Source organism: Pseudomonas khavaziana, from assembly GCF_019145205.1.
Classification (GTDB): Bacteria; Pseudomonadota; Gammaproteobacteria; order Pseudomonadales; family Pseudomonadaceae; genus Aquipseudomonas; species Aquipseudomonas khavaziana.
In genome coordinates this window covers 305,331-330,598 of sequence record NZ_JAHSTT010000003.1, presented here as the reverse complement: position 1 = coordinate 330,598, position 25,268 = coordinate 305,331, and the positions used below count along the sequence as shown (strand labels likewise).

The window sequence follows — 25,268 nt, the reverse complement described above, 5'->3', positions numbered from 1 at the left end:
TAAACGCGCAAGCGGCAACACTATTTGCTTGTAAAGATAAAAGCGCCTTTCATCAGAAAAGCGAGGCATACCCAAGCCCCCCCTCGTCTGCTAGGCTCGCGCCCCTGCACCACCGCCTGCCTTTATATGAGACCCCTCGCGTGCCCGACGCCATTTTGCGCCTAGCCCTGCCCTCGCCCCTGCGCCGCCTGTTCGATTACCGGGCTCCGGCCGGCGTGCTGCGGGCGCAGTTGCAGCCAGGCATGCGCGTGCGCGTGCCGTTCGGGCGGCGTGAGATGATCGGCATTCTGGTGGAGGTCACCGATCACAGCGAAGTCCCGGCGGAGAAACTCAAGCCGGCGCTGGCCATCCTCGACACCACGCCACCGCTGCCGCCCGAGCTGTTCAAGCTGTGCCTGTGGACCGCTCAGTATTACCAGCACAGCCTGGGCGACACCTTGAGTTGGGCGCTGCCGGTGCTGCTGCGCCAGGGCGAACTGGCAGAAGCACGCCAGGAGCGCTTCTGGTCGATGACGCCTGGCGCGCGCCTGGACGACCCACGCATCGCCCGCGCCCCGCGCCAGCGTGAAGCCCTGGCCACCTTGGCCCAGCATCCCCATGGCGTCGCCCATCAGCTGTTAAGCAAGCTGATGCTGAGCAAAGACAGCCTCGACTTGCTGTTGGCCAAGGGCCTGGTGCAGGTGGAAATCCGCAAGCACGCTCCGGACCCGCGCCACGAACACTGGCTGGCCCAACCGGAATTGCCGCTGAACCCCGAGCAACGCGCCGCGTACGAGGCAATTCGCGCAGGGTTCGACAGCTTCCATGCGTTCCTGCTGGCCGGCGTCACCGGCAGTGGCAAGACCGAAGTGTATCTGCAACTGATCCGCGAAACCCTGCAGGCCGGCAAGCAGGCGCTGGTGCTGATCCCCGAGATCAACCTGGGCCCACAGACCCTGGCGCGTTTCGAACAGCGCTTCAACGCCCGCATTGCCCTGGTGCACTCGGCGGTCAATGACCGTGAGCGCCTGGAGTCGTGGCTGGCGGCGCGGGACGGTGAGGCCGACATTATTATCGGCACACGTTCGGCGCTGTTCACCCCGATGAAGAACCCCGGGCTGATCATCATCGACGAGGAGCACGACGGATCCTATAAACAGCAGGAAGGCCTGCGCTACCACGCCCGCGACCTGGCACTGGTGCGCGCACGCCAGGAAGACATCCCGATTGTGCTGGGTTCGGCCACACCATCCCTGGAAAGCCTGCACAACGCCTATACCGGCCGTTACGGCCTGCTACGCCTGAACGAGCGCGCCGGCGGTGCCAAGCAACCACGCTTCCTGCGCCTGGACGTAAAGAGCCGCCCGCTGGACAGTGGTATCTCCGGTCCGATGCAACAGGCCATCGGCCAGACCCTTGCCGCCGGCCAGCAGGTGTTGGTGTTTCTCAATCGCCGCGGCTTTGCCCCCACACTGCTGTGCCATGACTGCGGCTGGATGTCCGGATGCGAACGCTGCGATGCACGCATGACCGTGCACCAGCGCTATGGCGAACTGCGTTGCCACCACTGCGGCCATGTGGAACGGGTGCCGCGCCATTGTCCGCAGTGCGGCAAGGTGGATCTGCGCCCGGTAGGGGCTGGCACCGAGCGCGCCGAGGAGCGCCTGGGCATTCTGTTTCCGGATTACCCGGTGCTGCGGGTCGACCGCGACAGCACCTCGCGCAAAGACGCGATGAACCAGTTGTTCGCCACCATCCAGAAAGGTCAGCCGTGCATTCTGGTGGGCACGCAGATGCTTGCCAAAGGGCATCACTTCCCACGGGTGACCCTGGTGTCGATCCTGGATGCCGACGGCGGGTTGTTCTCTGGGGATTTCCGCGCCAGCGAACGCATGGCGCAGTTGATCGTGCAGGTGGCAGGGCGCGCCGGACGGGCCGAAGAGCCGGGCAAGGTGATTATCCAGACGCACCTGGCCGACCATCCATTACTGATTCAGCTGACAGAACAAGGCTACTTCGCCTTCGCCGAGCAGGCCTTGAGTGAACGCCGCGCCGCTGGCCTGCCGCCCTTTGCACACCTGGCGTTGTTGCGTGCCGAGGCGCATAAGCCGGGACAAGCAGAAGGTTTCCTGGATGAAGCTTGCAGTACCGCCGAACGTTTGCTGGGTGAATTGAGTCTGAGCGGCATCGAATTGCTCGGGCCGGTACCCGCGCCCATGGAGCGTCGCGCCGGACGTTATCGCGCTCAGCTACTCTTGCAGGCAACCTCCCGTGCGCCGCTGCATCGGTTATTAAGTCGCTGGATGCTTGAGCTGGAGCAAATGCCCAGCGGCCGACAAGTGCGATGGTCACTGGATGTAGACCCTGTAGATTTGTACTGATCCACCCAACACTGCAGGAGCGAGCTTGCTCGCGAAAACTCAAGAACACCGCGTTAAATCAGGAAGCCCGCGTTATCGTTGACGATTTTCGCGAGCAAGCTCGCTCCTACAAACTGCTCCACAGGTCCGGAACGGTTGGCAAGCCCGCCCTCGCCACGGATAATGCCGAGTTTTTCCACCTGCGCATCGCGCGCCGCCGCTTGCGGTCGAAAGAGAACACCATGAAAGACACCATTCGCCAGCTGATCCAACAAGCCCTCACCCAACTCGTCAACGAAGGTGTGTTGCCTGAAGGCCTGTCGCCGGCGATCCAGGTGGAGAACACCCGCGACAAGACCCACGGCGACTTCGCCAGCAATATCGCGATGATGCTGTCCAAGCCGGCCGGTATGAAACCCCGCGACCTGGCGGAAAAAATCATTGCCGCGCTGCCGGCTGACGCGAGTGTGACCAAGGCCGAAATAGCCGGCCCGGGTTTCATCAACTTCTTCCAGAACACCCAGGCCCTGGCTTCGCGCCTGGACGCCGCCCTGGCCGACGCTCACATCGGCGCGCACAAGGCTGGTGCCGCCCAGCGCGTGGTCATCGACCTGTCGGCGCCGAACCTGGCCAAGGAAATGCACGTTGGTCACCTGCGCTCCACCATCATCGGTGACGGCGTGGCCCGGGTCCTGGAGTTCCTCGGCGATACGGTGATCCGCCAGAACCATGTGGGCGACTGGGGCACCCAGTTCGGCATGCTGATGGCCTACCTGCAGGAAAACCCGATCACCAGCAACGAGCTGGCCGACCTGGAAAACTTCTACCGCGCCGCCAAGAAGCGTTTCGACGAATCCGAAGAGTTCGCCGACCGCGCCCGTGGCCTGGTGGTCAAGCTGCAAGCGGGCGATGAGGAGTGCCTGGCGCTGTGGAACCGCTTCCGGGAAATCTCCCTGTCCCACTGCCAGGAAATCTACGAGCTGCTCAACGTGAAACTGACCATGGCCGACGTGATGGGCGAAAGCGCCTACAACGACGACCTGATCAACGTAGTCAACGACCTCAAGGCCAAGGGCCTGCTGGTGGAGAGCAACGGCGCGCAGTGCGTGTTCCTTGAAGAATTCAAGACCGCCGACGGCGAGCCGCTGCCGGTGATCATCGTCAAGGCCGATGGCGGCTACCTCTACGCCACCACCGACCTGGCCGCCGTGCGCTATCGCAGCGGCGTGCTCAAGGCCGACCGCGCGCTGTACTTCGTTGACCAGCGCCAGGCCCTGCACTTCCAGCAAGTGTTCGAAGTGGCCCGCCGTGCCGGTTTCGTCACCCACCCGATGCATATGGAACACATGGGTTTCGGCACCATGAACGGCGCCGATGGCCGCCCGTTCAAGACCCGCGACGGCGGCACCGTGAAGCTGATCGACCTGCTCACCGAGGCCCAGGAACGTGCCTACAACCTGGTGAAGGAAAAGAACCCGGAATTGGCCGAGGCCGACCTGCGCAACATCGCCCGCGTGGTAGGCATTGGCGCGGTGAAATATGCCGACCTGTCCAAACACCGCACCAGCGACTACAGCTTCAACTTCGACCTGATGCTCAATTTCGAAGGCAACACCGCGCCATACCTGCTGTACGCCTACACCCGCGTGGCGGGTGTGTTCCGCAAGCTGGGCAAGGACTTCAGCGAAGTCGAAGGCCAAATCGTGCTGGATGCCGCCCATGAACAGGAACTGGCCGCCAAGCTGGCGCAGTTCGGCGAAGTGCTCAACAGCGTCGGCGAGAAAGGCACACCGCATATCCTGTGCACCTATTTGTACGAAGTGGCAGGGTTGTTCTCCAGTTTCTACGAGAACTGCCCGATCCTGACCGCCGACGACGAAGCCCAGAAACAAAGTCGCCTGCGCCTCGCCGCCCTGGCTGGACGCACCCTCAAGCAAGGCCTGGAACTCTTGGGCCTGGAAACTCTGGAGCGTATGTAAGTTGGCTGCCAAGAAAAAACCTGCACCCAAGCGCGGCGCCAGCCGCTACCAGGCCCCGGCGAAACAGCCGATTCCGGGCTGGCTGTGGATGGCTATCGGCCTCACAGTCGGTGCATTCATCGTATTTTTGATGAAGCTTGAACCCGGCCAGGGCGATGACGTCAAGCGCGTCAAACAGGAGCAGCAGAAAGCCACAAAAATCGCCGAGGCCAACAAGACCGCGCCGAGCCCGACTGCACCGGTGAAGCCAAAGTACGACTTCTACACACTGCTGCCTGAATCGGAAGTGATCGTGCCACCCGAGGCCGTGCCGGAGAAAACCCTGCCGACGCCGCAAGTGCCAACCACGCCGGTGACACCTGCGGAAGCCGCGAAAATCGACACAGCCCGGGCCCAGGCCGCGCTGGCCGGGATCACGCCGCCGCCACCACCGCCGGTCGCTGCCACCAAGGCCGCGCCGGTGACCAAGTTCTTCCTGCAGGCGGGCTCGTTCCCGAAACAGGCGGATGCTGATCGCGTGCGTGCGCAGATCATCCTGTTGGGCCAGTCGGTGACGGTGGAATCCGGCACGGTGAAGGAAGCGACCTGGTATCGCGTATTGGTAGGGCCGTTCAGCAACCGTGAGCAATTAACCGTGGCGCAGAAACAATTGGCTGGCGCGGGCTTTAGCAACCTATTGTTACAACAGCGCCAGAGCCGCTGATTCCGAAGGCATAGCAGGGCTAATGTGGGAGGGGGCTTGCTCCCGATGGCCGTGGACCAGTCAGCATATCCGGCGACTGATACACCGCCATCGGGAGCAAGCCCCCTCCCACATTTGGTTTTGCGGTGTTCTTGGATAGGTGTCGGATCAATAACACCACTCGTCCGCACACCGGTCCTACGGTTGAAATCCCCACCGCCACCCCCATATGAGTTTCCATCAGGGCATTTTCGCCCCGCTGCGTGGAGACTCTCCCCTTGACCACCATCGTTTCAGTACGTCGCCACGGCAAAGTTGTCATGGGCGGCGACGGCCAGGTTTCCCTGGGCAACACCGTGATGAAAGGCAACGCGAAAAAAGTGCGTCGCCTGTACCACGGCCAGGTACTTGCCGGTTTCGCAGGCGCTACCGCCGACGCCTTTACCCTCTTCGAACGCTTCGAAGGCCAGCTTGAGAAACATCAGGGCCACCTGGTGCGCGCTGCTGTCGAACTGGCCAAGGAATGGCGCACCGACCGCTCCCTCAGCCGCCTTGAAGCCATGCTTGCCGTCGCCAACAAAGACGCTTCCCTGATCATCACCGGCAATGGCGACGTGGTAGAACCTGAGCACGGCTTGATCGCCATGGGTTCCGGCGGTGGCTACGCCCAGGCTGCGGCCAGTGCGTTGCTGAAGAAAACCGACCTGTCGGCCCGGGAAATCGTCGAGACCGCCCTGGGCATCGCCGGCGATATCTGCGTGTTCACCAACCACAACCAGACCATTGAGGAGCAGGACCTCGCCGAGTAAGCCTTGGGCTTATTCTCGCTTGAGGCCGCCAAACAACTATGTCCATGACTCCCCGCGAAATCGTCCATGAACTCAATCGCCATATCATCGGCCAGGACGATGCCAAGCGCGCCGTTGCCATCGCCCTGCGTAACCGCTGGCGCCGGATGCAACTGCCGGAAGAACTGCGCGTTGAAGTAACGCCCAAGAACATCCTGATGATCGGCCCGACCGGTGTCGGTAAAACCGAAATCGCCCGACGTCTGGCCAAGTTGGCCAATGCCCCGTTCATCAAGGTGGAAGCGACCAAATTCACCGAAGTCGGCTATGTGGGCCGCGACGTCGAGTCGATCATTCGTGACCTGGCCGATGCTGCCCTGAAGATGCTGCGCGAACAGGAAGTGACCAAGGTCAGCCACCGCGCCGAAGATGCTGCCGAAGAACGCATCCTCGATGCCCTGCTGCCACCGGCACGCATGGGTTTCAACGAAGACGCCGCATCGTCCTCGGATTCCAACACCCGCCAACTGTTCCGCAAGCGTCTGCGTGAAGGCCAGCTGGATGACAAGGAAATCGAGATCGAAGTGGCCGAAGTGTCCGGTGTGGATATTTCCGCTCCGCCGGGCATGGAAGAAATGACCAGCCAGTTGCAGAACTTGTTCGCCAACATGGGCAAGGGCAAGAAGAAGAGCCGCAAGCTCAAGGTCAAGGAAGCGCTCAAGCTGGTGCGCGATGAAGAAGCCGGGCGCCTGGTCAATGAGGAAGAACTCAAGGCCAAGGCACTGGAAGCTGTCGAGCAGCATGGCATCGTGTTTATCGATGAGATCGATAAGGTGGCCAAGCGCGGCAACTCCGGCGGCGTCGATGTCTCCCGTGAAGGCGTGCAGCGCGACCTGCTGCCGCTGATCGAGGGATGCACAGTCAACACCAAGCTGGGCATGGTCAAGACCGACCACATCCTGTTTATTGCCTCCGGCGCCTTCCACCTGAGCAAGCCAAGCGACCTGGTGCCCGAGCTGCAAGGCCGCCTGCCGATTCGCGTGGAACTCAAGGCGCTGACCCCGGGCGACTTCGAGCGCATCCTCAGCGAACCCCACGCATCGCTCACCGAGCAATACCGTGAGCTGCTGAAAACCGAGGGCCTGGGTATCGAGTTCCAGGCCGACGGCATCAAGCGTTTGGCGGAAATCGCCTGGCAGGTCAACGAGAAGACCGAGAACATCGGTGCCCGTCGCCTGCATACCCTGCTTGAGCGCCTGCTTGAGGAAGTGTCGTTCAGTGCTGGTGACATGGCCGGTGCGCAGAATGGCGAAGCGATCCAGATCGATGCTGACTACGTCAACAGCCACCTGGGCGAATTGGCGCAGAACGAAGATCTGTCGCGGTATATTCTGTAAAACTCACACCGAACTGCTTTGCTTCAAATGTGAGAGGGGGCTTGCTCCCGATGGCGGTGTATCAGTATCAGATGAGCTGACTGACACACCGCCATCGGGAGCAAGCCCCCTCCCACATTTAAGCCGGTTTATTCAGGAGCATCCCATATGGCCAAGTTTCCTAGCGCAGTAAACCTGCATAAAACCTCCAATACCCTTGGCCTGACTTACGGTCCGGATGAAACCTACCAACTGCCCGCCGAATTCCTGCGGGTGCACTCGCCTTCCGCCGAGGTCCAGGGCCACGGCAAACCCATCCTGCAATTCGGCAAGCTCAACGTCAGGTTGAACAAGGTCGAACCGGCCGGCCAGTACGCACTGAAATTGACCTTCGACGACGGCCATGACAGTGGACTATTCACCTGGGACTACCTCTACCAACTCGCCGTACGTCAGGACGCACTGTGGAGCGATTACCTGGCCGAGCTCAAAGCGGCCGGAAAAACCCGCGACCCGAACCAGTCGGTCGTGCGGCTGATGCTCTAGCCCAGGCGTCTTGCTCTTTAGAGGGCATTTTCTAATTTCATCTGCTTGAATGCCCTGTCGCGAGGCCAATGATCGGCCCGCTTGCGAAAAAAAATAAACTCGGGTAACCAATGGAACTGGCAAGTTCCCTGCATTTGACGATGCGGTATCAACGGTCACCCGGGTCGCAGTACCAGGCTGGTGTCGTGTATCGAAATTGGGTGCGCAGCAATCGCCGGTACTCGTCTTTCGGACAATGGAGCGTCGTAGATGAGTAACAAGAATAACGATGACTTGAAACGCCAGGCGTCGGAAAACACCCTGGGGCTGAACCCGATCATCGCGTTACGCAAAAAGGATTTATTGGCCTCGGCCAGGATGGTGCTGACCCAAGCCATCAAGCAACCGTTGCACAGCGTCAAGCACGTCGCCCACTTTGGCGTCGAATTGAAGAATGTGATGTTCGGCAAATCCCCACTGGTACCCGAGGGCGACGACCGTCGCTTCAACGACCCGGCCTGGAGCCAGAACCCGCTCTACAAACGCTACCTGCAGACTTACCTGGCGTGGCGCAAGGAACTCCACGACTGGATCGACGACAGCAGTCTGTCGGCACAGGACATCAGCCGCGGCCACTTCGTGATCAACCTGATGACCGAAGCCATGGCCCCCACCAATAGCGCGGCCAACCCGGCGGCGGTCAAGCGCTTCTTTGAAACCGGCGGTAAAAGCCTGCTCGACGGTTTGTCCCACCTGGCCAAGGACATGGTGCATAACGGCGGCATGCCGAGCCAGGTCAACATGGGCGCCTTTGAAGTCGGCAAGACGTTGGGCACCAGCGAAGGCGCGGTGGTGTTTCGCAACGATGTGCTGGAGCTGATCCAGTACAAGCCCACCACCGAGCAGGTACACGAGCGTCCGCTGCTGGTGGTGCCGCCGCAGATCAACAAATTCTACATATTCGACCTGTGCCCGGATAAGAGCCTGGCGCGCTTCTGCCTGCGCAATGGGCAGCAGACGTTTATCGTCAGCTGGCGCAACCCCACCAAGGCCCAGCGCGAGTGGGGCCTATCGACTTATATCGAGGCGCTCAAGGAAGCGGTCGATGTGGTCACGGCGATTACCGGCAGCAAGGACGTGAATATGCTCGGCGCCTGCTCCGGGGGCATCACCTGCACCGCGCTGCTGGGCCACTACGCGGCGCTGGGGGAAAAGAAGGTCAATGCCCTGACCCTGCTGGTGAGCGTGCTGGACACGACCCTGGACACCCAGGTGGCGCTGTTTGTCGACGAGCAGACCCTGGAAGCAGCCAAGCGCCATTCCTACCAGGCCGGCGTGCTGGAAGGCCGCGACATGGCCAAGGTGTTCGCCTGGATGCGCCCCAACGACCTGATCTGGAACTATTGGGTCAATAACTACCTATTGGGCAACGAGCCGCCGGTGTTCGACATCCTGTTCTGGAACAACGACACCACCCGCTTGCCGGCCGCTTTCCATGGCGACCTGATCGAACTGTTCAAGAACAACCCACTGGTACGCGCCAACGCCCTTGAAGTGTGCGGCACGCCCATCGACCTCAAGCAGGTCACCGCCGATGTCTACGCCCTGGCCGGCACCAACGATCACATCACACCGTGGCAGTCCTGCTACAAGTCGGCGCAGTTGTTTGGCGGCAAGGTCGAGTTTGTGTTGTCCAGCAGCGGGCATATCCAGAGCATCCTCAACCCGCCGGGCAACCCCAAGGCGCGCTACCAGACCAGCGAGGGCTTGGCGGGCAGCGCGCTGGAGTGGCAGGAGAACGCCACCAAGCACACCGATTCGTGGTGGCTGCATTGGCAGGTGTGGCAGGCAGAGCGAGCGGGCAAGTTGAAGAAAGCCCCGACGACATTAGGCAGTAAAACCTATGCCGCCGCCGAAGCGGCGCCAGGTACCTATGTACATGAGCGGTAGATTGGAATGAGATCCAAATGTGGGAGGGGGCTTGCTCCCGATAGGGATGGATCAGTGTCAGGTGTGCTCAATGACACACTGCCATCGGGAGCAAGCCCCCTCCCACACTTTGACTATATTCCTCCTGTAACACTTCACAGGGCTTGAGCATGCCGCAACCGTTCATCTTCCGTACCATCGACCTGGATGGCCAGACCATCCGTACCGCGGTGCGCCCGGGCAAGCCCCACTTGACGCCGCTGCTGGTCTTCAACGGCATCGGCGCCAACCTTGAGCTGGTGTTCCCGTTCGTCCAGGCCCTGGACCCGGACCTGGAAGTGATTGCGTTCGATGTACCCGGCGTTGGCGGTTCCTCGACGCCAAACCGGCCCTATCGCTTCCCCGGCCTGGCCAAACTCACCGCGCGTATGCTCGATTACCTCGACTACGGCCAGGTGAACGCCGTGGGTGTGTCCTGGGGCGGCGCGCTGGCGCAGCAGTTCGCCTATGACTACCCGGAACGCTGCAAGAAGCTGATCCTGGCGGCCACAGCGGCCGGGGCCTTTATGGTCCCCGGCAAGCCCAAGGTTCTGTGGCTGATGGCCAGCCCTCGGCGTTATATCCAACCCTCCCATGTGGTGCGCATTGCACCGATGATTTATGGCGGCTCGTTCCGCCGCGATTCGAACCTGGCCGCCGAACACGCCAGCAAAGTGCGCTCGGCCGGCAAGCTGGGTTACTACTGGCAATTGTTCGCCGGGCTTGGCTGGACCAGCATTCATTGGCTGCACAAGATCCGCCAGCCCACCCTGGTGCTGGCTGGTGACGATGACCCGCTGATCCCGCTGATCAACATGCGCATGCTGGCCTGGCGCATCCCGAATGCGCAGTTGCACATCATCGATGACGGCCACCTGTTCCTGATCACCCGGGCCGAAGCCGTGGCGCCGATCATCATGAAGTTTCTCGAAGAGGAGCGCCTGCGCGCTGTGATACATCCGCGACCGGCGGTGTGAAGGATCACACCAGCGCGCAACTTGCCAGAAACCGACTAAGGTTCTGGATTGGCGTGCCTGCTTGATGTCTTGACGAAGGAGTGTTGGCTCATGCGAGAAAGACCCGTGACGAACCCGGCGCCCACCCCTGCTGCGTTCATCAACGCGCAAAATGCGATCACCGGCCTCAGGGGGCGCGATCTACTGTCGACCCTGCGCACCGTCGCCGCGCATGGCCTGCGCAACCCGGTCCACACCGCCCGCCACGCCCTAGCCTTGGGCGGCCAACTGGGCCGCGTGCTGCTGGGTGAAACCGTGCACGAGCCCAACCCCAAGGACAATCGCTTCAGTGACCCCACCTGGAAACTCAACCCGCTGTACCGACGCAGCTTGCAAGCGTATCTGAGCTGGCAGAAGCAGACGCTGCACTGGATCGATGACAGCAACCTCAGTGACGATGATCGCACCCGCGCCCAGTTCGCCTTTGCCCTGCTCAACGATGCCGTTTCCCCTTCCAACACCCTGCTCAACCCACTGGCGATCAAGGAACTGCTCAACTCCGGTGGAAGCAGTGTAGTGCGCGGTGTGAGCAACCTCTTCGAAGACCTGCTGCACAACGATGGCCTGCCGCGCCAGGTCAGCAAGCACGCCTTCGAAGTGGGCAAGACAGTAGCGACCACGCCCGGCTCGGTAGTGTTTCGCAACGAGTTGCTGGAGTTGATCCAGTACAAGCCCATGAGCGAAAAACAGTACGCCAAGCCGCTGCTGGTGGTGCCGCCGCAAATCAACAAGTACTACATCTTCGACCTGAGTCCCGCTAACAGTTTTGTGCAATACGCCCTGAAAAACGGGCTGCAGACGTTCATGGTCAGTTGGCGCAACCCGGATGTACGTCATCGCGAATGGGGCCTGTCCACCTACGTGGCCGCGCTTGAAGAAGCGCTCAACGTCTGCCGGGCGATCAGCGGCGCACGCGAGGTCAACCTGATGGGCGCCTGCGCCGGTGGCTTGACCATCGCCGCCCTGCAAGGCCACCTGCAAGCCAAGCGCCAGTTGCGGCGTATCTCCAGCGCCAGCTACCTGGTGAGCCTGCTGGACAGCCAGATCGACAGCCCCGCGACCTTGTTTGCCGATGAGCAGACCCTGGAAGCCGCCAAGCGCCGCTCCTATCAGCAAGGCGTGCTGGACGGCCGCGACATGGCCAAGGTGTTTGCATGGATGCGCCCCAACGACCTGATCTGGAGCTACTGGATCAACAATTACCTGTTGGGCAAGGAGCCACCGGCCTTCGACATCCTGTACTGGAACAACGACAACACACGCCTGCCTGCCGCCTTGCACGGCGACCTGCTGGACTTCTTCAAGCACAACCCGCTGAGCCATCCCGGCGGGCTGGAAGTGTGTGGCACCCCCATCGACCTACGCAAAGTCACGGTGGACAGTTTCAGCGTGGCCGGGATCAACGACCACATCACGCCCTGGGACGCGGTGTATCGCTCAACCCAGTTGCTGGGCGGCGAGCGGCGCTTTGTGCTGTCCAACAGCGGGCATATCCAGAGCATCCTCAACCCGCCGGGCAACCCCAAGGCCAACTACGTCGAAAACCTCAAGCTGAGCAGCGACCCACGCGCCTGGTACTACGACGCCCAGCACGTCGAAGGCAGTTGGTGGCCGCAGTGGCTGGCGTGGGTGCAGCAGCGCTCCGGTGTACAACGCCAGACCCTCACCGCCCTGGGCAACCAGAACTACCCACCGATGGAAGCGGCGCCAGGCACTTACGTGCGGGTGCGCTGAGCTCAACGATCAGATTAAGAAGACTGGATGAAGACCCGCGACCGTATCCTTGAATGTGCCCTGCAGCTGTTCAACCAGAAGGGTGAGCCGAACGTGTCGACCATGGAGGTGGCCAATGAAATGGGGATCAGCCCCGGCAACCTCTACTACCACTTCCACGGCAAGGAGCCGCTGGTGCTCGGGCTGTTCGAGCGCTTCCAATGCGAATTGGCGCCCTTGCTCGACCCTCCCGCCGACGCGCAACTGGAGGCCGAGGATTACTGGCTGTTCCTGCACCTGATTGTCGAGCGCATGGCTCATTACCGGTTTCTGTTCCAGGACCTGTCGAACCTGGCCGGGCGCTTGCCGAAGCTGGCCAAGGGGATTCGCCTCCTGCTCACGGCGCTCAAACGAACATTGGCGTCCTTGCTCGCGCGTTTGAAGACGGCAGGGCAACTGGTCAGTGATACCCAGGCGTTGGGGCAACTGGTGGAGCAGATCACCCTGACCCTGCTGTTTTCCCTGGATTACCAACGGATTCTGGACCGTGAAGGTGAGATACGGGTGGTGGTGTACCAGATCATGATGCTGGTGGCACCCCATCTGCTGCCGACGGCGCGGCAGGCGACTGAGAAGTTCGCCTTGAAGTACCTGGATGACGCGGATTAAACATGTAGGAGCGAGCAAGCTCGCTCCTACAAAATTGGGCCATGCGGCGTTTTTCAGGTTTGCATAAAAAACGCCCGATCTTCGCAGACCGGGCGTTTTTTGTGTCCCGTAGAAATCAGGACTGACTGGATGGCGTCGGGGTGGCCGGCGTTGCAGTCGGGGTAGCTGCCGCTTGCGTGGGTGCGGACACCGAATTGGCGGAAGAAGCGGCCGGTGCTGGCGCCGTGGCTGGCTTGGCCGTTGCGGCGGGCTTTGCGGCTGCCGGTTTTTTCGCTACCGCAGGCTTTTTGGCCGCTGCAGGTTTTGCCGCTGGTTTCGCAGCGGCGGGCTTGGCAGCCGGTTTAGCGGCAGCGGTTTTAGCCGCAGGTTTGGCAGCCGGTTTCGCCGCTGGTTTGGCGGCGGTTTTAGCGGCCACTGGCTTAGCGGCAGGCTTGGTAGCCGGTTTGGCGGCAGCGGTTTTAGCCGCTGGCTTGGCCGCAGGTTTTGCAGCAGCTTTGGCTGGCGCTTTTGCAGCGGGTTTTGCAGCCGGCTTGGCGGCGGCTTTAACCAGAGGCTTGGCGGCAGTTTTGGCGGCGGGTTTTGCGGCGGCGGTTTTAGCTGCTGGTTTGGCCGCCGGTTTTGCTGCAGGCTTGGCTGCGGCGGTCTTGGCGGGAGCCGCTTTGGCGCCGGTGAGTTTTTCGATTTGCTTGGTCAAGGTATCGACCTTGCTGTGCAGCGCTTTCAACTCAGCCTTGCTCGGTACGCCCAGTCGCGAAATAGCACTGTTGAGGCGTTTGTCGAATGTCTCTTCCAACTTGCCCCATGTATCCGAAATGCTCGATTTGGCCGAACCCGCACTGGCCTTGGCAGCGTCTACTTTTTTACCAACCGTGCTCTTGGTCAACTTCTCGGCCTTCTCGCCGTCTTTAACCAGGGTCTCGAAGAGTTTGCTGCCGTCACTGTCGATCTTCGAGTACACGCCTAAACCAGCGAGCCAGATTTTGCGGGAATATTCTTCAACTTTCCCGACCCACGAGCTGCCTTCTTTCTGAGTAGTCTTTTTAACAGCCATCCCGATGTCTCCTTAGTGTTTACGCGCGACACGTTCGAGCAATGCCGTCAGCTCTTCGAGCTTAGCAGAGAGTGTCTCCACGTCATGTTTAGACGCAATGCCGATCCGATTCAAGGCACTGCCGACACGAGTATCAAAAGCTTTTTCAACTTTATCCAGTTGAACTTCAACCAGGCCTTTGACGCTGGAGACGTTACTCCTTACTTGATCAATCTGACTGTTAGCAGCATCAAGTTGTTCAACTACAACTTTTTTGCCTTTGCTTTCAACACGTTGACCACTCTTAACCAGCTCTTTGAAGTAATCGCCGCCCTCGCTGCCGACCTTGGCATAGGCACCAAGGCCTGCCAGCCAGATCTTGCGGGCATAGCTTTTAACCTCACTCAGGGTAGTGGTCTGAACGTCGATTTTTTTCTTCAACATAACTTTGGCCATGGTGCACCTCACACAAAATAGGGTGGCGGACGGCCCGCAGGAGTTGAGGGCTTGGGCACAAAGTAGGGTTAAAAATTAGAATCGGCACCCTAAGAACATCAAGCTCAGGCCAGCGCTTTATCCAGGGCTTTTTCGATTTCGGACTTGATCGTGCCGCTCATGGCCGACATCAACAGGCCCAGTTCCACGTCGATACGCAGTGAGTCATCGGCCACTGCCACCGTGCCTTTGATCCCTGAACGCTTGAGCTTGAGGGTATCGCCAGACCACGAGGACTCCACGCCATATTTATCCTCGAGCTTGCGCGCCAATTGCTCGGCCTTTGCCCGCGCCTGTTCTTTTCCCAGGGTGTGTTCACGCTCAACGGTAATACGGGCCATTGCAATGACTCCTCTTTATAACGACTCGGAACACCCGCCATGCGGCAAAAGGTCTCGGTGAGGGTCTATCTTACCTGCAGCCTTGCCAAGACAAAGCAGGCCCTGGGGATTATCATGTCCCGCATTCTCTTTTGGTGACAGCGATATGACTGATCAGCGCAAAGGCAGCGATGCCGAACCCACCACCCACTTCGGCTTCAAGAACGTCCCGGAAAGCCAGAAAGCGGAAAAAGTCGCTGAGGTGTTCCACTCCGTGGCGGCCAAGTACGACCTGATGAACGACGTGCTCTCCGGTGGCATGCACCGCCTGTGGAAGCGCTTCACTATCGAGCTGTCGGGCGTACGCACCGGCAACCGCGTGCTGGACATCGCCGGTGGCACGGGTGACCTGGCGGCCAAATTTTCCAAACTGGTTGGCCCGACCGGCCAGGTGGTATTGGCCGATATCAACGGCTCGATGCTCAAGGTTGGCCGCGACCGCCTGCTCGACAAAGGCGTGGCCGGCAATATCGAATTCGTCCAGGCCGATGCCGAGAAGCTGCCGTTCCCCGACAATCATTTCGACTGCGTGACCATCGCCTTCGGCCTGCGCAACGTCACCCATAAGGAAGACGCGATCCGCTCGATGCTGCGCGTCCTCAAGCCGGGTGGCCGCCTGTTGGTGCTGGAGTTCTCCAAGCCGACCAACGCGCTGATGTCCAAGGTCTACGACACCTACTCGTTCGCCTTCATGCCGCTGATGGGCAAGTTGATCACCAACGACGCCGAGAGTTACCGCTACCTGGCCGAATCGATCCGCATGCACCCAGACCAGGAGACCCTGAAGTCGATGATGGTAGAAGCCGGTTTCGACCGCGTGACCTACCACAACATGACCTCCGGCATCGTCGCCCTGCACCGCGGCATCAAGCCCTGATGCTGCTGCAAGGTCTTCTCGCCAGCGTCGAGCACGGCCTCAACCGTGTACTGCGCCTGGACAGCACCGCCCTGGCGCGGCTCGCGCACTTGAACGGCAAAGTCATTGCCGTCGACTGCCGCAGCCCCGCCGTGCAGCTGTTTATCCTGCCCAGTGATGAAGGCCTGCTGCTCGCCACCCAATGGGCCGCCGAAGCTGACTGCACCCTGCGTGCACCGGCCTCCAGCCTGTTGCACCTGGCGCTGAGCCGCAACAAAACCGCCATCCTCCATGGCCCCGAGGTGGAGCTGGAAGGCGACAGCGCGGTGCTGATGGACCTGGCCGCCGTGCTGCAAGACCTGGAGCTGGACTGGGAATACGAACTGTCGCGCTGGATAGGCCCCGTTGCCACCCAGTTGATCAGCGGGCACCTGCGCAGCCGCACGCGCTGGTATCAGCAGGGGTTCGCCAGCCTCAACCAGAACCTCGCCGAATACCTGAGCGAAGAATCGCGCACCCTGGTCGGGCAACGGGAAGCGCAAGCGCGCTTTCGCGAGCTCGACAAGGCCAAAATCGACCTGGAACGCCTCGAGGCCCGCTTCGAGCGCCTGAGCCGTTCCCTTGATCCAAGCGATAACGCATGAAGCTGCTCGCCGTCCGCCGTTTGTTTCGTATCCAGCGCGTCGTAATCCGCTACCGCCTCGATGACCTGCTGTTTGCCCTGCCCCTGCCGTGGTTTTTGCTGGCGGTGCGTTTCGTACTGCCGTGGCGCTGGTTGCCGCGCAAGCAGCTGGAGCTGAGCCGTGGAGCGCGTCTGCGCCTGGCGCTGCAGGACCTGGGGCCGATCTTTATCAAGTTCGGGCAGATCCTCTCGACCCGCCGCGACCTGCTGCCCGAAGACATCGCCGACGAGCTGATGCTGCTGCAGGACCGCGTGCCGCCGTTCGACTCTCAGCAGTCCATGGCGCTGATCGAAGCACAACTGGGCAAGAAGATCAGCGAGGTGTTCAGCCGCTTCGACGTCGAGCCACTGGCCTCGGCGTCGGTGGCACAAGTGCACGCCGCGCAGCTCAAGACCGGCGAAGAAGTGGTGGTGAAGGTCATTCGCCCTGGCCTCAAGCCGATCATCGGCCAGGACCTGGCGTGGCTGTTTATCCTCGCCCGCGCCGCCGAACGCTTCTCCGCCGATGCGCGTTTGCTGCACCCGGTGGATGTGGTCGCCGACTACGAAAAAACCATCTACGACGAACTCGACCTTTTGCGCGAAGCGGCCAACGCCAGCCAATTGCGACGCAACTTCGAAGGCTCGCAACTGCTGTACGTGCCGCAAGTGTATTGGGACTGGTGCCGGCCGAAAGTGCTGGTGATGGAGCGCATCTACGGCGTGCAGGTTACCGACCTCGCTACCCTGGCCGACCAGCGCACCGACATGAAGATGCTTGCCGAGCGCGGTGTGGAGATTTTCTTCACCCAGGTGTTCCGCGACAGTTTCTTCCACGCCGACATGCACCCGGGCAACATCTTCGTCAGCACCGTCAACCCGTGGAGCCCGCAGTACATCGCCATCGACTGCGGCATCGTCGGCAGCCTGACCCCGGAAGACCAGGACTACCTGGCCCGCAACCTGTTTGCCTTCTTCAAGCGCGACTACCGCCGTGTGGCGCAGTTGCACATCGATTCGGGCTGGGTGCCGGCGGAAACCAAGCTCAATGAATTCGAAGCGGCGATCCGCACGGTGTGCGAGCCGATCTTCGAAAAACCTTTAAAAGATATTTCCTTCGGTCAGGTACTGATGCGCCTGTTCCAGACCGCGCGGCGTTTCAACATGGAAGTGCAGCCGCAACTGGTGCTGTTGCAGAAGACCTTGCTGAACATCGAGGGCCTGGGCCGCCAGCTGTACCCGGACCTCGACCTGTGGAACACCGCGCAACCGTTCCTGGAACGCTGGATGCGCGAGCGGATGAGCCCGAAAACCATGCTGGGCAACCTGCACAGCCAGATGGAACAACTGCCCCATTTGGCGAATATGACCCGCGATCTGCTGGAGCGCATGTCCCAGCCGCACGCCAAGGATCCCGCACCGCCATGGAAAAAGCGCAAGGACGACTGGTTCCTGCGCCTGCTGGGCGCCGCGCACCTGGTAGGCGGCGTGATGCTGGCGGTTGGCGGCCCATTGAACCAGCTGGGCCACTGGCCGGCCGGGATCATGGTAGCCGTGGGCGTTTATCTGATCGTGCGTCGATAGCCAATCCGGTTATACACTGTCGCAAATTGCCGGAGCCGAACATGAAAGACTGGCTGGACGAGATCAAATGGGACAGTGACGGCCTGGTGCCGGCCATTGCCCAGGACTACAAGACCGGGCGCGTACTGATGATGGCCTGGATGAACCGCGAGGCTCTGAGCCTCACTGCCACTGAGCAGCGCGCCATCTATTGGTCACGTTCGCGTGGCAAACTGTGGCGCAAGGGCGAAGAGTCCGGGCACGTGCAGGTCCTGCATGAGATGCGCCTGGACTGCGACGCCGACGTGGTGATCCTGATGGTCGAACAGATCGGTGGTATCGCTTGCCATACCGGGCGCCACAGCTGCTTTTATCGCGTGTTCGAGAACGGCGAATGGAAGGTTGTGGAACCGGTGCTCAAAGACCCGCACGCCATTTATTCCGCAGGACACTGAACATGAGCGATACCCTGAACCGTGTGGCCCAGGTGCTGGAAGACCGCAAAGGCGCGGATGCCGACAGCTCCTATGTCGCCAGCCTGTACCACAAGGGTCTGAACAAGATTCTGGAAAAACTCGGCGAGGAATCCGTCGAGACCATCATTGCGGCCAAGGACGCGCAAATCAGCGGTGATTGCAGCGATGTAATCTATGAGACCGCCGACTTGTGGTTCCATAGCCTGGTCATGCTCGCCCAACTGGGGCAGCATCCACAGGCCGTGCTGGATGAACTGGACCGTCGCTTCGGCCTGTCCGGGCACGCCGAGAAGGCCTCGCGCCCGTCCGCCTGAATAACTAAGACTTGAGGATTTGCAGCATGGGCATTTTTGACTGGAAACACTGGATCGTCATTCTGGTGGTGGTTGTTCTGGTGTTCGGCACCAAGAAACTGAAAAACCTCGGCACCGACGTCGGTGAGTCGATCAAGGGCTTTCGTAAAGCCATGAACGACGACGAAAAACCAGCCGAGCCAACGGTAAACCCGGTGCCCCCGGCCCAGCCTGTGCACCCGCAGGCCACTCAGCCGATCACCGAACGTCGCACCTTCGACGTGCAGGCTGAGAAAGTCCAAGAGCCGACCCGCAAAGACTCGTGAGCACTGACTAATGTTTGGTATCAGCTTCTCTGAACTGCTGCTCGTCGGCCTGGTGGCCCTGCTGGTACTGGGGCCGGAACGCCTGCCCGGCGCCGCACGTACCGCCGGCCTGTGGATCGGGCGCCTGAAACGCAGTTTCAACGCGATCAAACAGGAAGTTGAACGGGAAATCGGTGCCGACGAGATCCGCCGGCAATTGCACAACGAACATATCCTGTCGTTGGAGCAGGAGGCACGCAAGATTCTCTCCCCGGTGCAAGAACCGGCCAAGCCGGTTACACCACCGGTGGCCGACCACAATATTGCGCCCGCGCCCTCCACCACTGCCGAGCCGGCCCCGACAGAGCCCGCGCCGACGCCCGTTGCGTCGCCCGCGCCCCATGACCCTACATTGCCGCCGCGAGCCCCATGAGCGCTGATAAACCGGAAAACGACCAGCACATGCCGCTGGTCTCGCACCTCTCCGAGCTGCGTACCCGCCTGCTGCGTTGCGTAGCGGCAATCTTCATCATTTTTGCCGGGTTGTTCGCCTTTACCCAGCAGATCTACACCTTCGTTTCCACGCCGTTGCGCCAGTACCTGCCCGTCGGCGCGACGATGATCGCCACCGATGTGTCGTCGCCGTTCCTGACGCCGTTGAAGTTGACCATGATGGTCTCGCTGTTCCTGGCGATCCCGGTGATCCTGCATCAGATCTGGGGCTTTATCGCCCCGGGCCTGTACAAGCATGAAAAGCGCATCGCCGTGCCATTGCTGGTGTCGAGCATCCTGCTGTTCTACACCGGCATGGCCTTCGCGTACTTCCTGGTGTTCCCGCTGATCTTCAAGTTCTTCGCCGCTGCCACCCCGGCCGGCGTGGAGATGATGACCGACATCACCAGCTACCTCGACTTCGTGATGACGTTGTTCTTCGCCTTCGGCGTCGCCTTCGAAATCCCGGTGGCCGTGGTGTTGCTGGTATGGATCGGCGTAGTCGACGTCAAGTACCTGAAGAAGATCCGCCCGTACGTGATCATCGGCTGCTTCGTGGTCGGCATGATCCTCACGCCGCCGGATATTTTCTCCCAGACCCTGCTGGCCGTGCCGATGTGGATGCTGTTCGAAGTGGGTATCCTGTTCAGCGGCTTGATCAGCAAGCGTGGCGAACACCCGGATGATCAGGCTGCCGACGACGACCAGCCGCCAGCGACCCAGCCGTGAACCTGCTGCTGCTTTTCGATGCCGACTTTATCGCGGCAGACCGGGTGGTGCTGCGTGATCGGCGCCTGGTACATATGCAGGAAGTCCACCGCGCCGTCGTAGGTGACAACCTGCGTGTGGGCCGCATTGGCGGACTGATGGGCAATGCCCAGCTGCTGCGCCTGGACGCTGCTGAAGCCGAGCTGCAAGTCAGTTTCGATCAACCACCGCCGTCCAAACTACCCCTGACCCTGCTGCTGGCCCTGCCCCGCCCGAAAATGCTGCGCCGGGTGCTGCAAACGGTGGCAGCCATGGGCGTGCCGAAGGTGGTGCTGGTCAACAGCTACCGTGTGGAAAAAAGCTTCTGGCAGACGCCATTTCTAGAGCCTGAAGCGGTGCGCGAGCAACTGATCCTCGGCCTGGAACAGGCGCGGGACACGGTACTGCCCGAGATCATTATCGAGAAGCGCTTCAAGCCGTTTGTCGAAGATCGCCTGCCGGCCATGGTTCAAGGCACCCTGGGCCTGATCGGCCATCCCGGTGATTACCCTGCGTGTCCCCGTGGGCTGGATGAGCCTGTCACCCTGGCGATCGGTCCGGAAGGTGGTTGGATCCCCTATGAGGTGGAGCTGTTGGCTAAAGCCGGTTTGCAACCGGTGCAGCTAGGTGCACGCATCCTGCGGGTTGAAACCGCTGTCACCGCACTGCTCGCCCGACTGTTCTAATGAAATACTGGCGATCCACTGTAGGAGCGAGCTGCTCGCGAAAAACGTCAACGATAACGTGTGTCTCCTGGATAAACGCGGCGCCTATGGGTTTCTCGCGAGCAAGCTCGCTCCTACAGAAATTGGGGGAGCATCCTTCCCCATCAGATATGCATAGCTACAGAAACCTGCGCACATGCCGATAGCCTCTGAATAAGTCCAAGCCTTGTTCCAGGGGAGTTCGCAGCATGTATCGTTGGTTAGCCGAAAAACTGGGGAATGTCAGCGTCAACCGCAAGCTGAGCGTCGGCTTTGGCCTGGTGTTGATCCTGACGCTGTTGATCACTTTTACCGGCTGGACCGGCCTGGGTGACGTGATCAGCCGCGGCGATAAACTGGGCTTCATCTCCAGTCTCAACGGCCTGACCAAGGACCTGCGCCTGGCGCGCCTGGACTTCGACATGCGCCGTGGCGAACAAGGCACCGACGCGGTCAACGGGCTGCTCGCCCAATTGGACAGCGGCCTGAAAACCGCCGCCGAGCTGATTGAGCAACCCGACGATAAAGCCTTGGTCGAACAACAACTGGAAGCCCTGAACCAGTATAAAAAAGCCTTCGCCGCCATGGTCCAGGCGGGCCTCAAGCGTGAGGGCGCGCGCAGCAAGCTCGGCGATACTGCCGACAATGCCGTGGCCAGGATCAACGAGGTTGAGAAGGCCCTGCTGCAAGGCGACAGCGTCACCCAATTCAATAGCGTCGTCGACCTGAGCAAGCTGATCCAGCAAGCGCGCTTCCAGGTACGCGGCTACACCTATAGCGGTAAGGTCGAAGCCGAGCAGCCGGCCCTGGACGCCATCGACAACGCCCTGAAGAAAGGCACCGAGCTCGAAGGCCAATTGCCGGCGCAGTACCAGGCCAACCTGCAAGAAGCCGGTGTTTCACTGCAAGCCTACCGCGCTGCAGTCAGCCAGTATCGTGACGCCCAGGTGGCCAGTGCGGCGGCCTTGAAAACCATGACCGCCCAGGGCGACATCCTGCTGGGCCACAGTGACAAACTCACCACATCGCAAACCGCCGTTCGCGATCATGATGCCGCGCAGGCCAAATATTGGCTATTGCTCGCCACCGTACTGGCGCTGATCTTCGGCGTGCTCGCCGCCTGGGCCATTACTCGCCAGATCGTCATTCCCCTGAACCAGACCCTCACAGTCGCCGAGCGCGTGGCCTCCGGCGATCTGAGCCACAATCTGGATTCCAGCCGTCAGGATGAACTGGGCCAGCTGCAACGCGCCATGCAAAGCATGACCGTGGGCCTGCGCGAGTTGATCGGCGGTATCAGCGATGGCGTCACCCAGATCGCCAGCGCGGCCGAGCAGTTGTCCGCCGTGACCGAGCAGACCAGCGCCGGGGTCAATAGCCAGAAAGTCGAGACCGACCAGGTGGCCACCGCCATGAACGAAATGGCCGCCACTGTGCAGGAAGTGGCGCGCAATGCCGAGGAGGCGTCCGAAGCCGCCGTCGCCGCCGACCAGCAGGCCCGTGAAGGCGACCAGGTGGTCGGTGAAGCCATCGCCCAGATCGAACGCCTGGCGACCGAGGTCGGCAACTCCACGGTCGCCATGGGCGACCTGAAGCGCGAGAGCGATAAGATCGGCAGCGTGCTCGACGTGATCAAGTCCGTGGCCCAGCAGACCAACCTGCTGGCCCTCAACGCAGCCATTGAAGCGGCGCGTGCCGGTGAGGCCGGGCGCGGCTTTGCCGTGGTGGCCGATGAGGTGCGCAGCCTGGCCCAGCGCACGCAGAAGTCCACTGAGGAGATCGAAGAGTTGATCGTCGGCCTGCAAAGCGGCACGCAGCAGGTGGCGACCATCATGGACAACAGTCGTGAGCTGACCGAAAGCAGCGTGGAGCTGACGCGCCGGGCCGGTAATGCGCTGGGCAATATCACCCGCACCGTCTCGACCATCCAGGCGATGAACTCACAGATCGCCACCGCCGCCGAGCAACAAAGTGCCGTAGCCGAAGAGATCAACCGCAGCGTGCTGAATGTGCGCGATATCTCCGAGCAAACGGCGGCAGCCAGCGAAGAGACCGCCGCCTCGAGTACCGAACTGGCGCGCCTGGGCACCCATCTGCAAGCCTTGGTCGGGCGCTTCCGGGTCTGAGCTGATTCCATCTAAGTGGCGGCCCGTTCTGGGCCGCCTGCAACTTGTGAAATTTCCTACACGTCTTTCAGGTCAATTCTTACGCGCCCTATGCCGAAAAGATTTAGCGTTCTCACTCCTCCTGACCTGCGTCAGCCGGGGTGCGAAACGCTCTCTTTTCTGATGGAGGTGCATCATGTTTCGACCACTGACCCGCGTATTAGGCAACACCAGCGTCACCCTCAAACTCATCCTTGGTTTCGGCCTGATACTGGCGTTGTGCATGGCTGTCGCCCTGACCGGTTGGCAGGCCCTGAACGCCTCACTGTTTCGCGCACAAACCCTCACCACGCTTTCCCGACTGGCCGTGACCGGCGAAGAATTGCGTGCCGACCGGATTGTGTACCGCGTCGTGAATGACCCGGCAAGCTTTGACAAGCTCGGCCGGCACATGGAAAAAATCGACGGTTATCTGGTCGAGTTGGCCGAGCGCCTGAAAATCCCCATGCACCTGCAGCAAGTCCAGGATTCCAGTCGTCTCAGCGCACGCTTCAAGACGGCACTGGCCGGTCTGCCCAACCTGATCGAACAACGCGAGCAAGCGCAGAAACGACTCACCAGCAGCGCCGTGACCGCCAGTGACACCCTGGGACAACTGTCCAGCGACTTGCCAGACCAGAATGACGAGAAAGCCTTGGACAGCGTGGAGGACCTGCGCCAGGCCATGGAGGCAGCCGAAGACCGCACCAAGTCCCCCGCCTGGGCCGCCGACACACTGCAAATCTACACGCAAGCGGTGGACGCTGCGCTCAAAACCCTCGACAGCGCCCAGTCTGCCGTGACGGCTCTGCCGGTAGACAGCAGCGCGCTCAACAGTGCATTGCTCGATTATCGCGCCCAACTCAATCGCCTCAAGGAGGCGCAGGTCACCGTTGAAACCACCCAGAACCAACTGGAACAATGGCTGGACCAACTGCTGTCGCAAAGCGACCGGTTGAGCGAGGAGCAGACCCAGCAACGCGACAAGGAAGCCGGCCTGGCGCGCCTGCTGATGCTCTATGTAACCGGCGCGGCGTTGCTGCTCGGCGCCCTCGCCGCCTGGTTGATCGCCGGCCAGATCGTCAGGCCGCTGCGCCAGGCGCTGCAAACCGCCAACCGCATCGCCGAGGGTGACCTGAGCCATGACATCACTACATCGCGACGCGACGAACTGGGCCAATTGCAGCGCAGCATCGGCCAGATGACCCTGAACCTGCGCACCCTGATCGGCGGCATCAACGACAGCGCCCGCCAGATCGCCAGTGCCGCCGAGCAATTGTCCACCGTCACCGAGCAAACCCGCGCCGGGGTCAATGGCCAGAAACTGGAGACCGAACAAGTCGCCACCGCCATGAACGAAATGCTCGCCACCTCCCAAGAGGTCGCACGCCATGCCGAGCAAGCCTCGATTGCCGCCACCGAGGCTGATCAGCAAGCGGGCGTGGGCGACCAGGTGGTGGCCGAGGCGATTACCCATATCGAGCACCTGGCTGAGCAAATGAACCGCTCAAGCGAGGCGATGCAAGGCCTGCAACAGGAAAGCCAGAAGATCGGCAGCGTGCTGGAGGTGATTAAGTCGGTGTCCGAGCAGACCAACCTGTTGGCCCTCAATGCCGCTATCGAAGCGGCACGCGCCGGTGAGGCAGGTCGCGGTTTCGCCGTAGTCGCCGACGAAGTACGCACCCTGGCTCAGCGCACCCAACAATCAGCCGAGGAAATCGAAGGCTTGATCGAGGGTTTGCAGCGGGGCACACAACACACTGCCGACATCATGGACAACAGCCTCAGCCTGACCGACAACAGCGTGGAACTGACGCGTCGCGCAGGTCAGGCCCTGGCCAACATCACCCGCACGGTCTCAGTGATCCAGGAGATGAACCCGCAGATTGCCGCAGCGGCCGAGGAGCAAAGCGCAGTGGCCGAGGAGATCAATCGTAGCGTACTGAAGGTCAAGGAAGCGTCGGAGCAAACCTCGACGGCCAGTGAGCAGACGGCGGCGGCCAGTGTTGAACTGGCACGCCTGGGCTCCGAGCTGGCGCGTTCGGTAGGCCGCTTCAAGGTCTGAGC

25 protein-coding genes and 1 pseudogene are annotated in these 25,268 nt (G+C 61.1%); 22 read left to right on the top strand and 4 right to left on the bottom strand.

Annotated elements, in window-relative coordinates; genetic code table 11:
* Positions 1-140 precede the first annotated feature (140 nt).
* Positions 141-2,360: a primosomal protein N' gene (locus KVH01_RS09550; protein WP_217881259.1), complete on the top strand. Its 2,220-nt coding sequence runs from the start codon at positions 141-143 to the stop codon at positions 2,358-2,360.
* Between the two features lie 53 nt (positions 2,361-2,413).
* Here the strand turns inward: KVH01_RS09550 and KVH01_RS09545 are convergent, their stop codons facing one another.
* On the bottom strand, positions 2,414-2,611 hold the full coding sequence (locus KVH01_RS09545) for a hypothetical protein (protein ID WP_124375951.1): 198 nt from the start codon (positions 2,609-2,611) through the stop codon (positions 2,414-2,416).
* Between KVH01_RS09545 and argS the strand changes: the two genes are divergently transcribed.
* From argS to KVH01_RS09500, 9 genes are all read left to right on the top strand, one after another.
* Complete coding sequence (gene argS / locus KVH01_RS09540; protein WP_217881258.1) at positions 2,582-4,318, top strand: arginine--tRNA ligase; 1,737 nt, start codon at positions 2,582-2,584, stop codon at positions 4,316-4,318. The genes KVH01_RS09545 and argS overlap by 30 nt on opposite strands.
* A 1-nt stretch (position 4,319) precedes the next feature.
* Complete coding sequence (locus KVH01_RS09535) at positions 4,320-5,021, top strand: SPOR domain-containing protein (protein ID WP_043047243.1); 702 nt, start codon at positions 4,320-4,322, stop codon at positions 5,019-5,021.
* Between the two features lie 257 nt (positions 5,022-5,278).
* Positions 5,279-5,809, top strand: coding sequence for an ATP-dependent protease subunit HslV (hslV, locus tag KVH01_RS09530; RefSeq protein WP_003171209.1), 531 nt, complete (start codon positions 5,279-5,281; stop codon positions 5,807-5,809).
* A gap of 38 nt (positions 5,810-5,847) precedes the next feature.
* The gene (gene hslU / locus KVH01_RS09525) at positions 5,848-7,185 is read left to right on the top strand and encodes an ATP-dependent protease ATPase subunit HslU (protein WP_217881257.1); all 1,338 of its coding nucleotides are present in this window, start codon (positions 5,848-5,850) and stop codon (positions 7,183-7,185) included.
* A gap of 147 nt (positions 7,186-7,332) precedes the next feature.
* On the top strand, positions 7,333-7,710 hold the full coding sequence (locus KVH01_RS09520) for a gamma-butyrobetaine hydroxylase-like domain-containing protein (protein WP_043047245.1): 378 nt from the start codon (positions 7,333-7,335) through the stop codon (positions 7,708-7,710).
* A gap of 249 nt (positions 7,711-7,959) precedes the next feature.
* Entirely contained in the window at positions 7,960-9,639 is a 1,680-nt protein-coding gene (gene phaC, locus KVH01_RS09515) for a class II poly(R)-hydroxyalkanoic acid synthase (RefSeq protein WP_217881256.1), read from the top strand.
* Positions 9,640-9,788: 149 nt separating this feature from the next.
* Positions 9,789-10,634, top strand: a complete 846-nt coding sequence (phaZ, locus tag KVH01_RS09510; protein WP_043047247.1) for a poly(3-hydroxyalkanoate) depolymerase — start codon at positions 9,789-9,791, stop codon at positions 10,632-10,634.
* A gap of 90 nt (positions 10,635-10,724) precedes the next feature.
* Entirely contained in the window at positions 10,725-12,407 is a 1,683-nt protein-coding gene (gene phaC / locus KVH01_RS09505) for a class II poly(R)-hydroxyalkanoic acid synthase (protein ID WP_217881255.1), read from the top strand.
* 27 nt (positions 12,408-12,434) lie between these two features.
* The gene (locus KVH01_RS09500) at positions 12,435-13,055 is read left to right on the top strand and encodes a TetR/AcrR family transcriptional regulator (RefSeq protein WP_217881254.1); all 621 of its coding nucleotides are present in this window, start codon (positions 12,435-12,437) and stop codon (positions 13,053-13,055) included.
* Between the two features lie 115 nt (positions 13,056-13,170).
* Here the strand turns inward: KVH01_RS09500 and KVH01_RS09495 are convergent, their stop codons facing one another.
* From KVH01_RS09495 to KVH01_RS09485, 3 genes are all read right to left on the bottom strand, one after another.
* A complete protein-coding gene (locus KVH01_RS09495) occupies positions 13,171-14,106 on the bottom strand; it encodes a phasin family protein (RefSeq protein ID WP_217881253.1) in 936 nt (311 codons plus the stop codon).
* 12 nt (positions 14,107-14,118) lie between these two features.
* The gene (locus tag KVH01_RS09490) at positions 14,119-14,541 is read right to left on the bottom strand and encodes a phasin family protein (RefSeq protein ID WP_043047251.1); all 423 of its coding nucleotides are present in this window, start codon (positions 14,539-14,541) and stop codon (positions 14,119-14,121) included.
* Between the two features lie 104 nt (positions 14,542-14,645).
* Complete coding sequence (locus tag KVH01_RS09485) at positions 14,646-14,921, bottom strand: polyhydroxyalkanoic acid system family protein (RefSeq protein WP_043047252.1); 276 nt, start codon at positions 14,919-14,921, stop codon at positions 14,646-14,648.
* A 145-nt stretch (positions 14,922-15,066) separates the two neighbouring features.
* On the opposite strand from KVH01_RS09485, the gene ubiE reads away from it, so the two are divergent.
* The 12 genes and pseudogenes from ubiE to KVH01_RS09430 all read left to right on the top strand — a co-directional run bounded on the left by ubiE (position 15,067) and on the right by KVH01_RS09430 (position 25,266).
* Positions 15,067-15,837 carry a bifunctional demethylmenaquinone methyltransferase/2-methoxy-6-polyprenyl-1,4-benzoquinol methylase UbiE gene (ubiE, locus tag KVH01_RS09480; RefSeq protein ID WP_003171186.1) on the top strand — a complete coding sequence of 257 codons (771 nt, stop codon included), beginning with the start codon at positions 15,067-15,069 and terminating at the stop codon, positions 15,835-15,837.
* Positions 15,837-16,460 carry a ubiquinone biosynthesis accessory factor UbiJ gene (locus KVH01_RS09475; RefSeq protein ID WP_043047253.1) on the top strand — a complete coding sequence of 208 codons (624 nt, stop codon included), beginning with the start codon at positions 15,837-15,839 and terminating at the stop codon, positions 16,458-16,460. Before ubiE ends, KVH01_RS09475 begins: the two co-directional genes overlap by 1 nt.
* A complete protein-coding gene (ubiB, locus tag KVH01_RS09470) occupies positions 16,457-18,061 on the top strand; it encodes a ubiquinone biosynthesis regulatory protein kinase UbiB (RefSeq protein ID WP_124411393.1) in 1,605 nt (534 codons plus the stop codon). The genes KVH01_RS09475 and ubiB overlap by 4 nt, the downstream gene beginning before the upstream one ends.
* 41 nt (positions 18,062-18,102) lie before the next feature.
* Positions 18,103-18,495, top strand: coding sequence for a phosphoribosyl-AMP cyclohydrolase (gene hisI / locus KVH01_RS09465; RefSeq protein ID WP_217881252.1), 393 nt, complete (start codon positions 18,103-18,105; stop codon positions 18,493-18,495).
* A 2-nt stretch (positions 18,496-18,497) separates the two neighbouring features.
* Positions 18,498-18,830: a phosphoribosyl-ATP diphosphatase gene (locus tag KVH01_RS09460; protein WP_003209299.1), complete on the top strand. Its 333-nt coding sequence runs from the start codon at positions 18,498-18,500 to the stop codon at positions 18,828-18,830.
* A 26-nt stretch (positions 18,831-18,856) separates the two neighbouring features.
* On the top strand, positions 18,857-19,135 hold the full coding sequence (locus KVH01_RS09455) for a twin-arginine translocase TatA/TatE family subunit (protein WP_043047256.1): 279 nt from the start codon (positions 18,857-18,859) through the stop codon (positions 19,133-19,135).
* 10 nt (positions 19,136-19,145) lie between these two features.
* Entirely contained in the window at positions 19,146-19,547 is a 402-nt protein-coding gene (tatB, locus tag KVH01_RS09450; RefSeq protein ID WP_217881251.1) for a Sec-independent protein translocase protein TatB, read from the top strand.
* Positions 19,544-20,335, top strand: a complete 792-nt coding sequence (gene tatC / locus KVH01_RS09445) for a twin-arginine translocase subunit TatC (RefSeq protein ID WP_043047258.1) — start codon at positions 19,544-19,546, stop codon at positions 20,333-20,335. Before tatB ends, tatC begins: the two co-directional genes overlap by 4 nt.
* Positions 20,332-21,039 carry a 16S rRNA (uracil(1498)-N(3))-methyltransferase gene (locus KVH01_RS09440; RefSeq protein ID WP_217881250.1) on the top strand — a complete coding sequence of 236 codons (708 nt, stop codon included), beginning with the start codon at positions 20,332-20,334 and terminating at the stop codon, positions 21,037-21,039. The genes tatC and KVH01_RS09440 overlap by 4 nt, the downstream gene beginning before the upstream one ends.
* A 227-nt stretch (positions 21,040-21,266) precedes the next feature.
* A pseudogene (locus KVH01_RS30550) lies at positions 21,267-22,325 on the top strand (methyl-accepting chemotaxis protein); the annotation flags it as partial.
* The gene (locus KVH01_RS30545; protein ID WP_404822038.1) at positions 22,311-23,183 is read left to right on the top strand and encodes a methyl-accepting chemotaxis protein; all 873 of its coding nucleotides are present in this window, start codon (positions 22,311-22,313) and stop codon (positions 23,181-23,183) included. The pseudogene KVH01_RS30550 and the gene KVH01_RS30545, both read left to right, overlap by 15 nt.
* Before the next feature lie 175 nt (positions 23,184-23,358).
* The gene (locus KVH01_RS09430; RefSeq protein WP_217881248.1) at positions 23,359-25,266 is read left to right on the top strand and encodes a methyl-accepting chemotaxis protein; all 1,908 of its coding nucleotides are present in this window, start codon (positions 23,359-23,361) and stop codon (positions 25,264-25,266) included.
* The last annotated feature ends 2 nt before the right edge of the window (positions 25,267-25,268 follow it).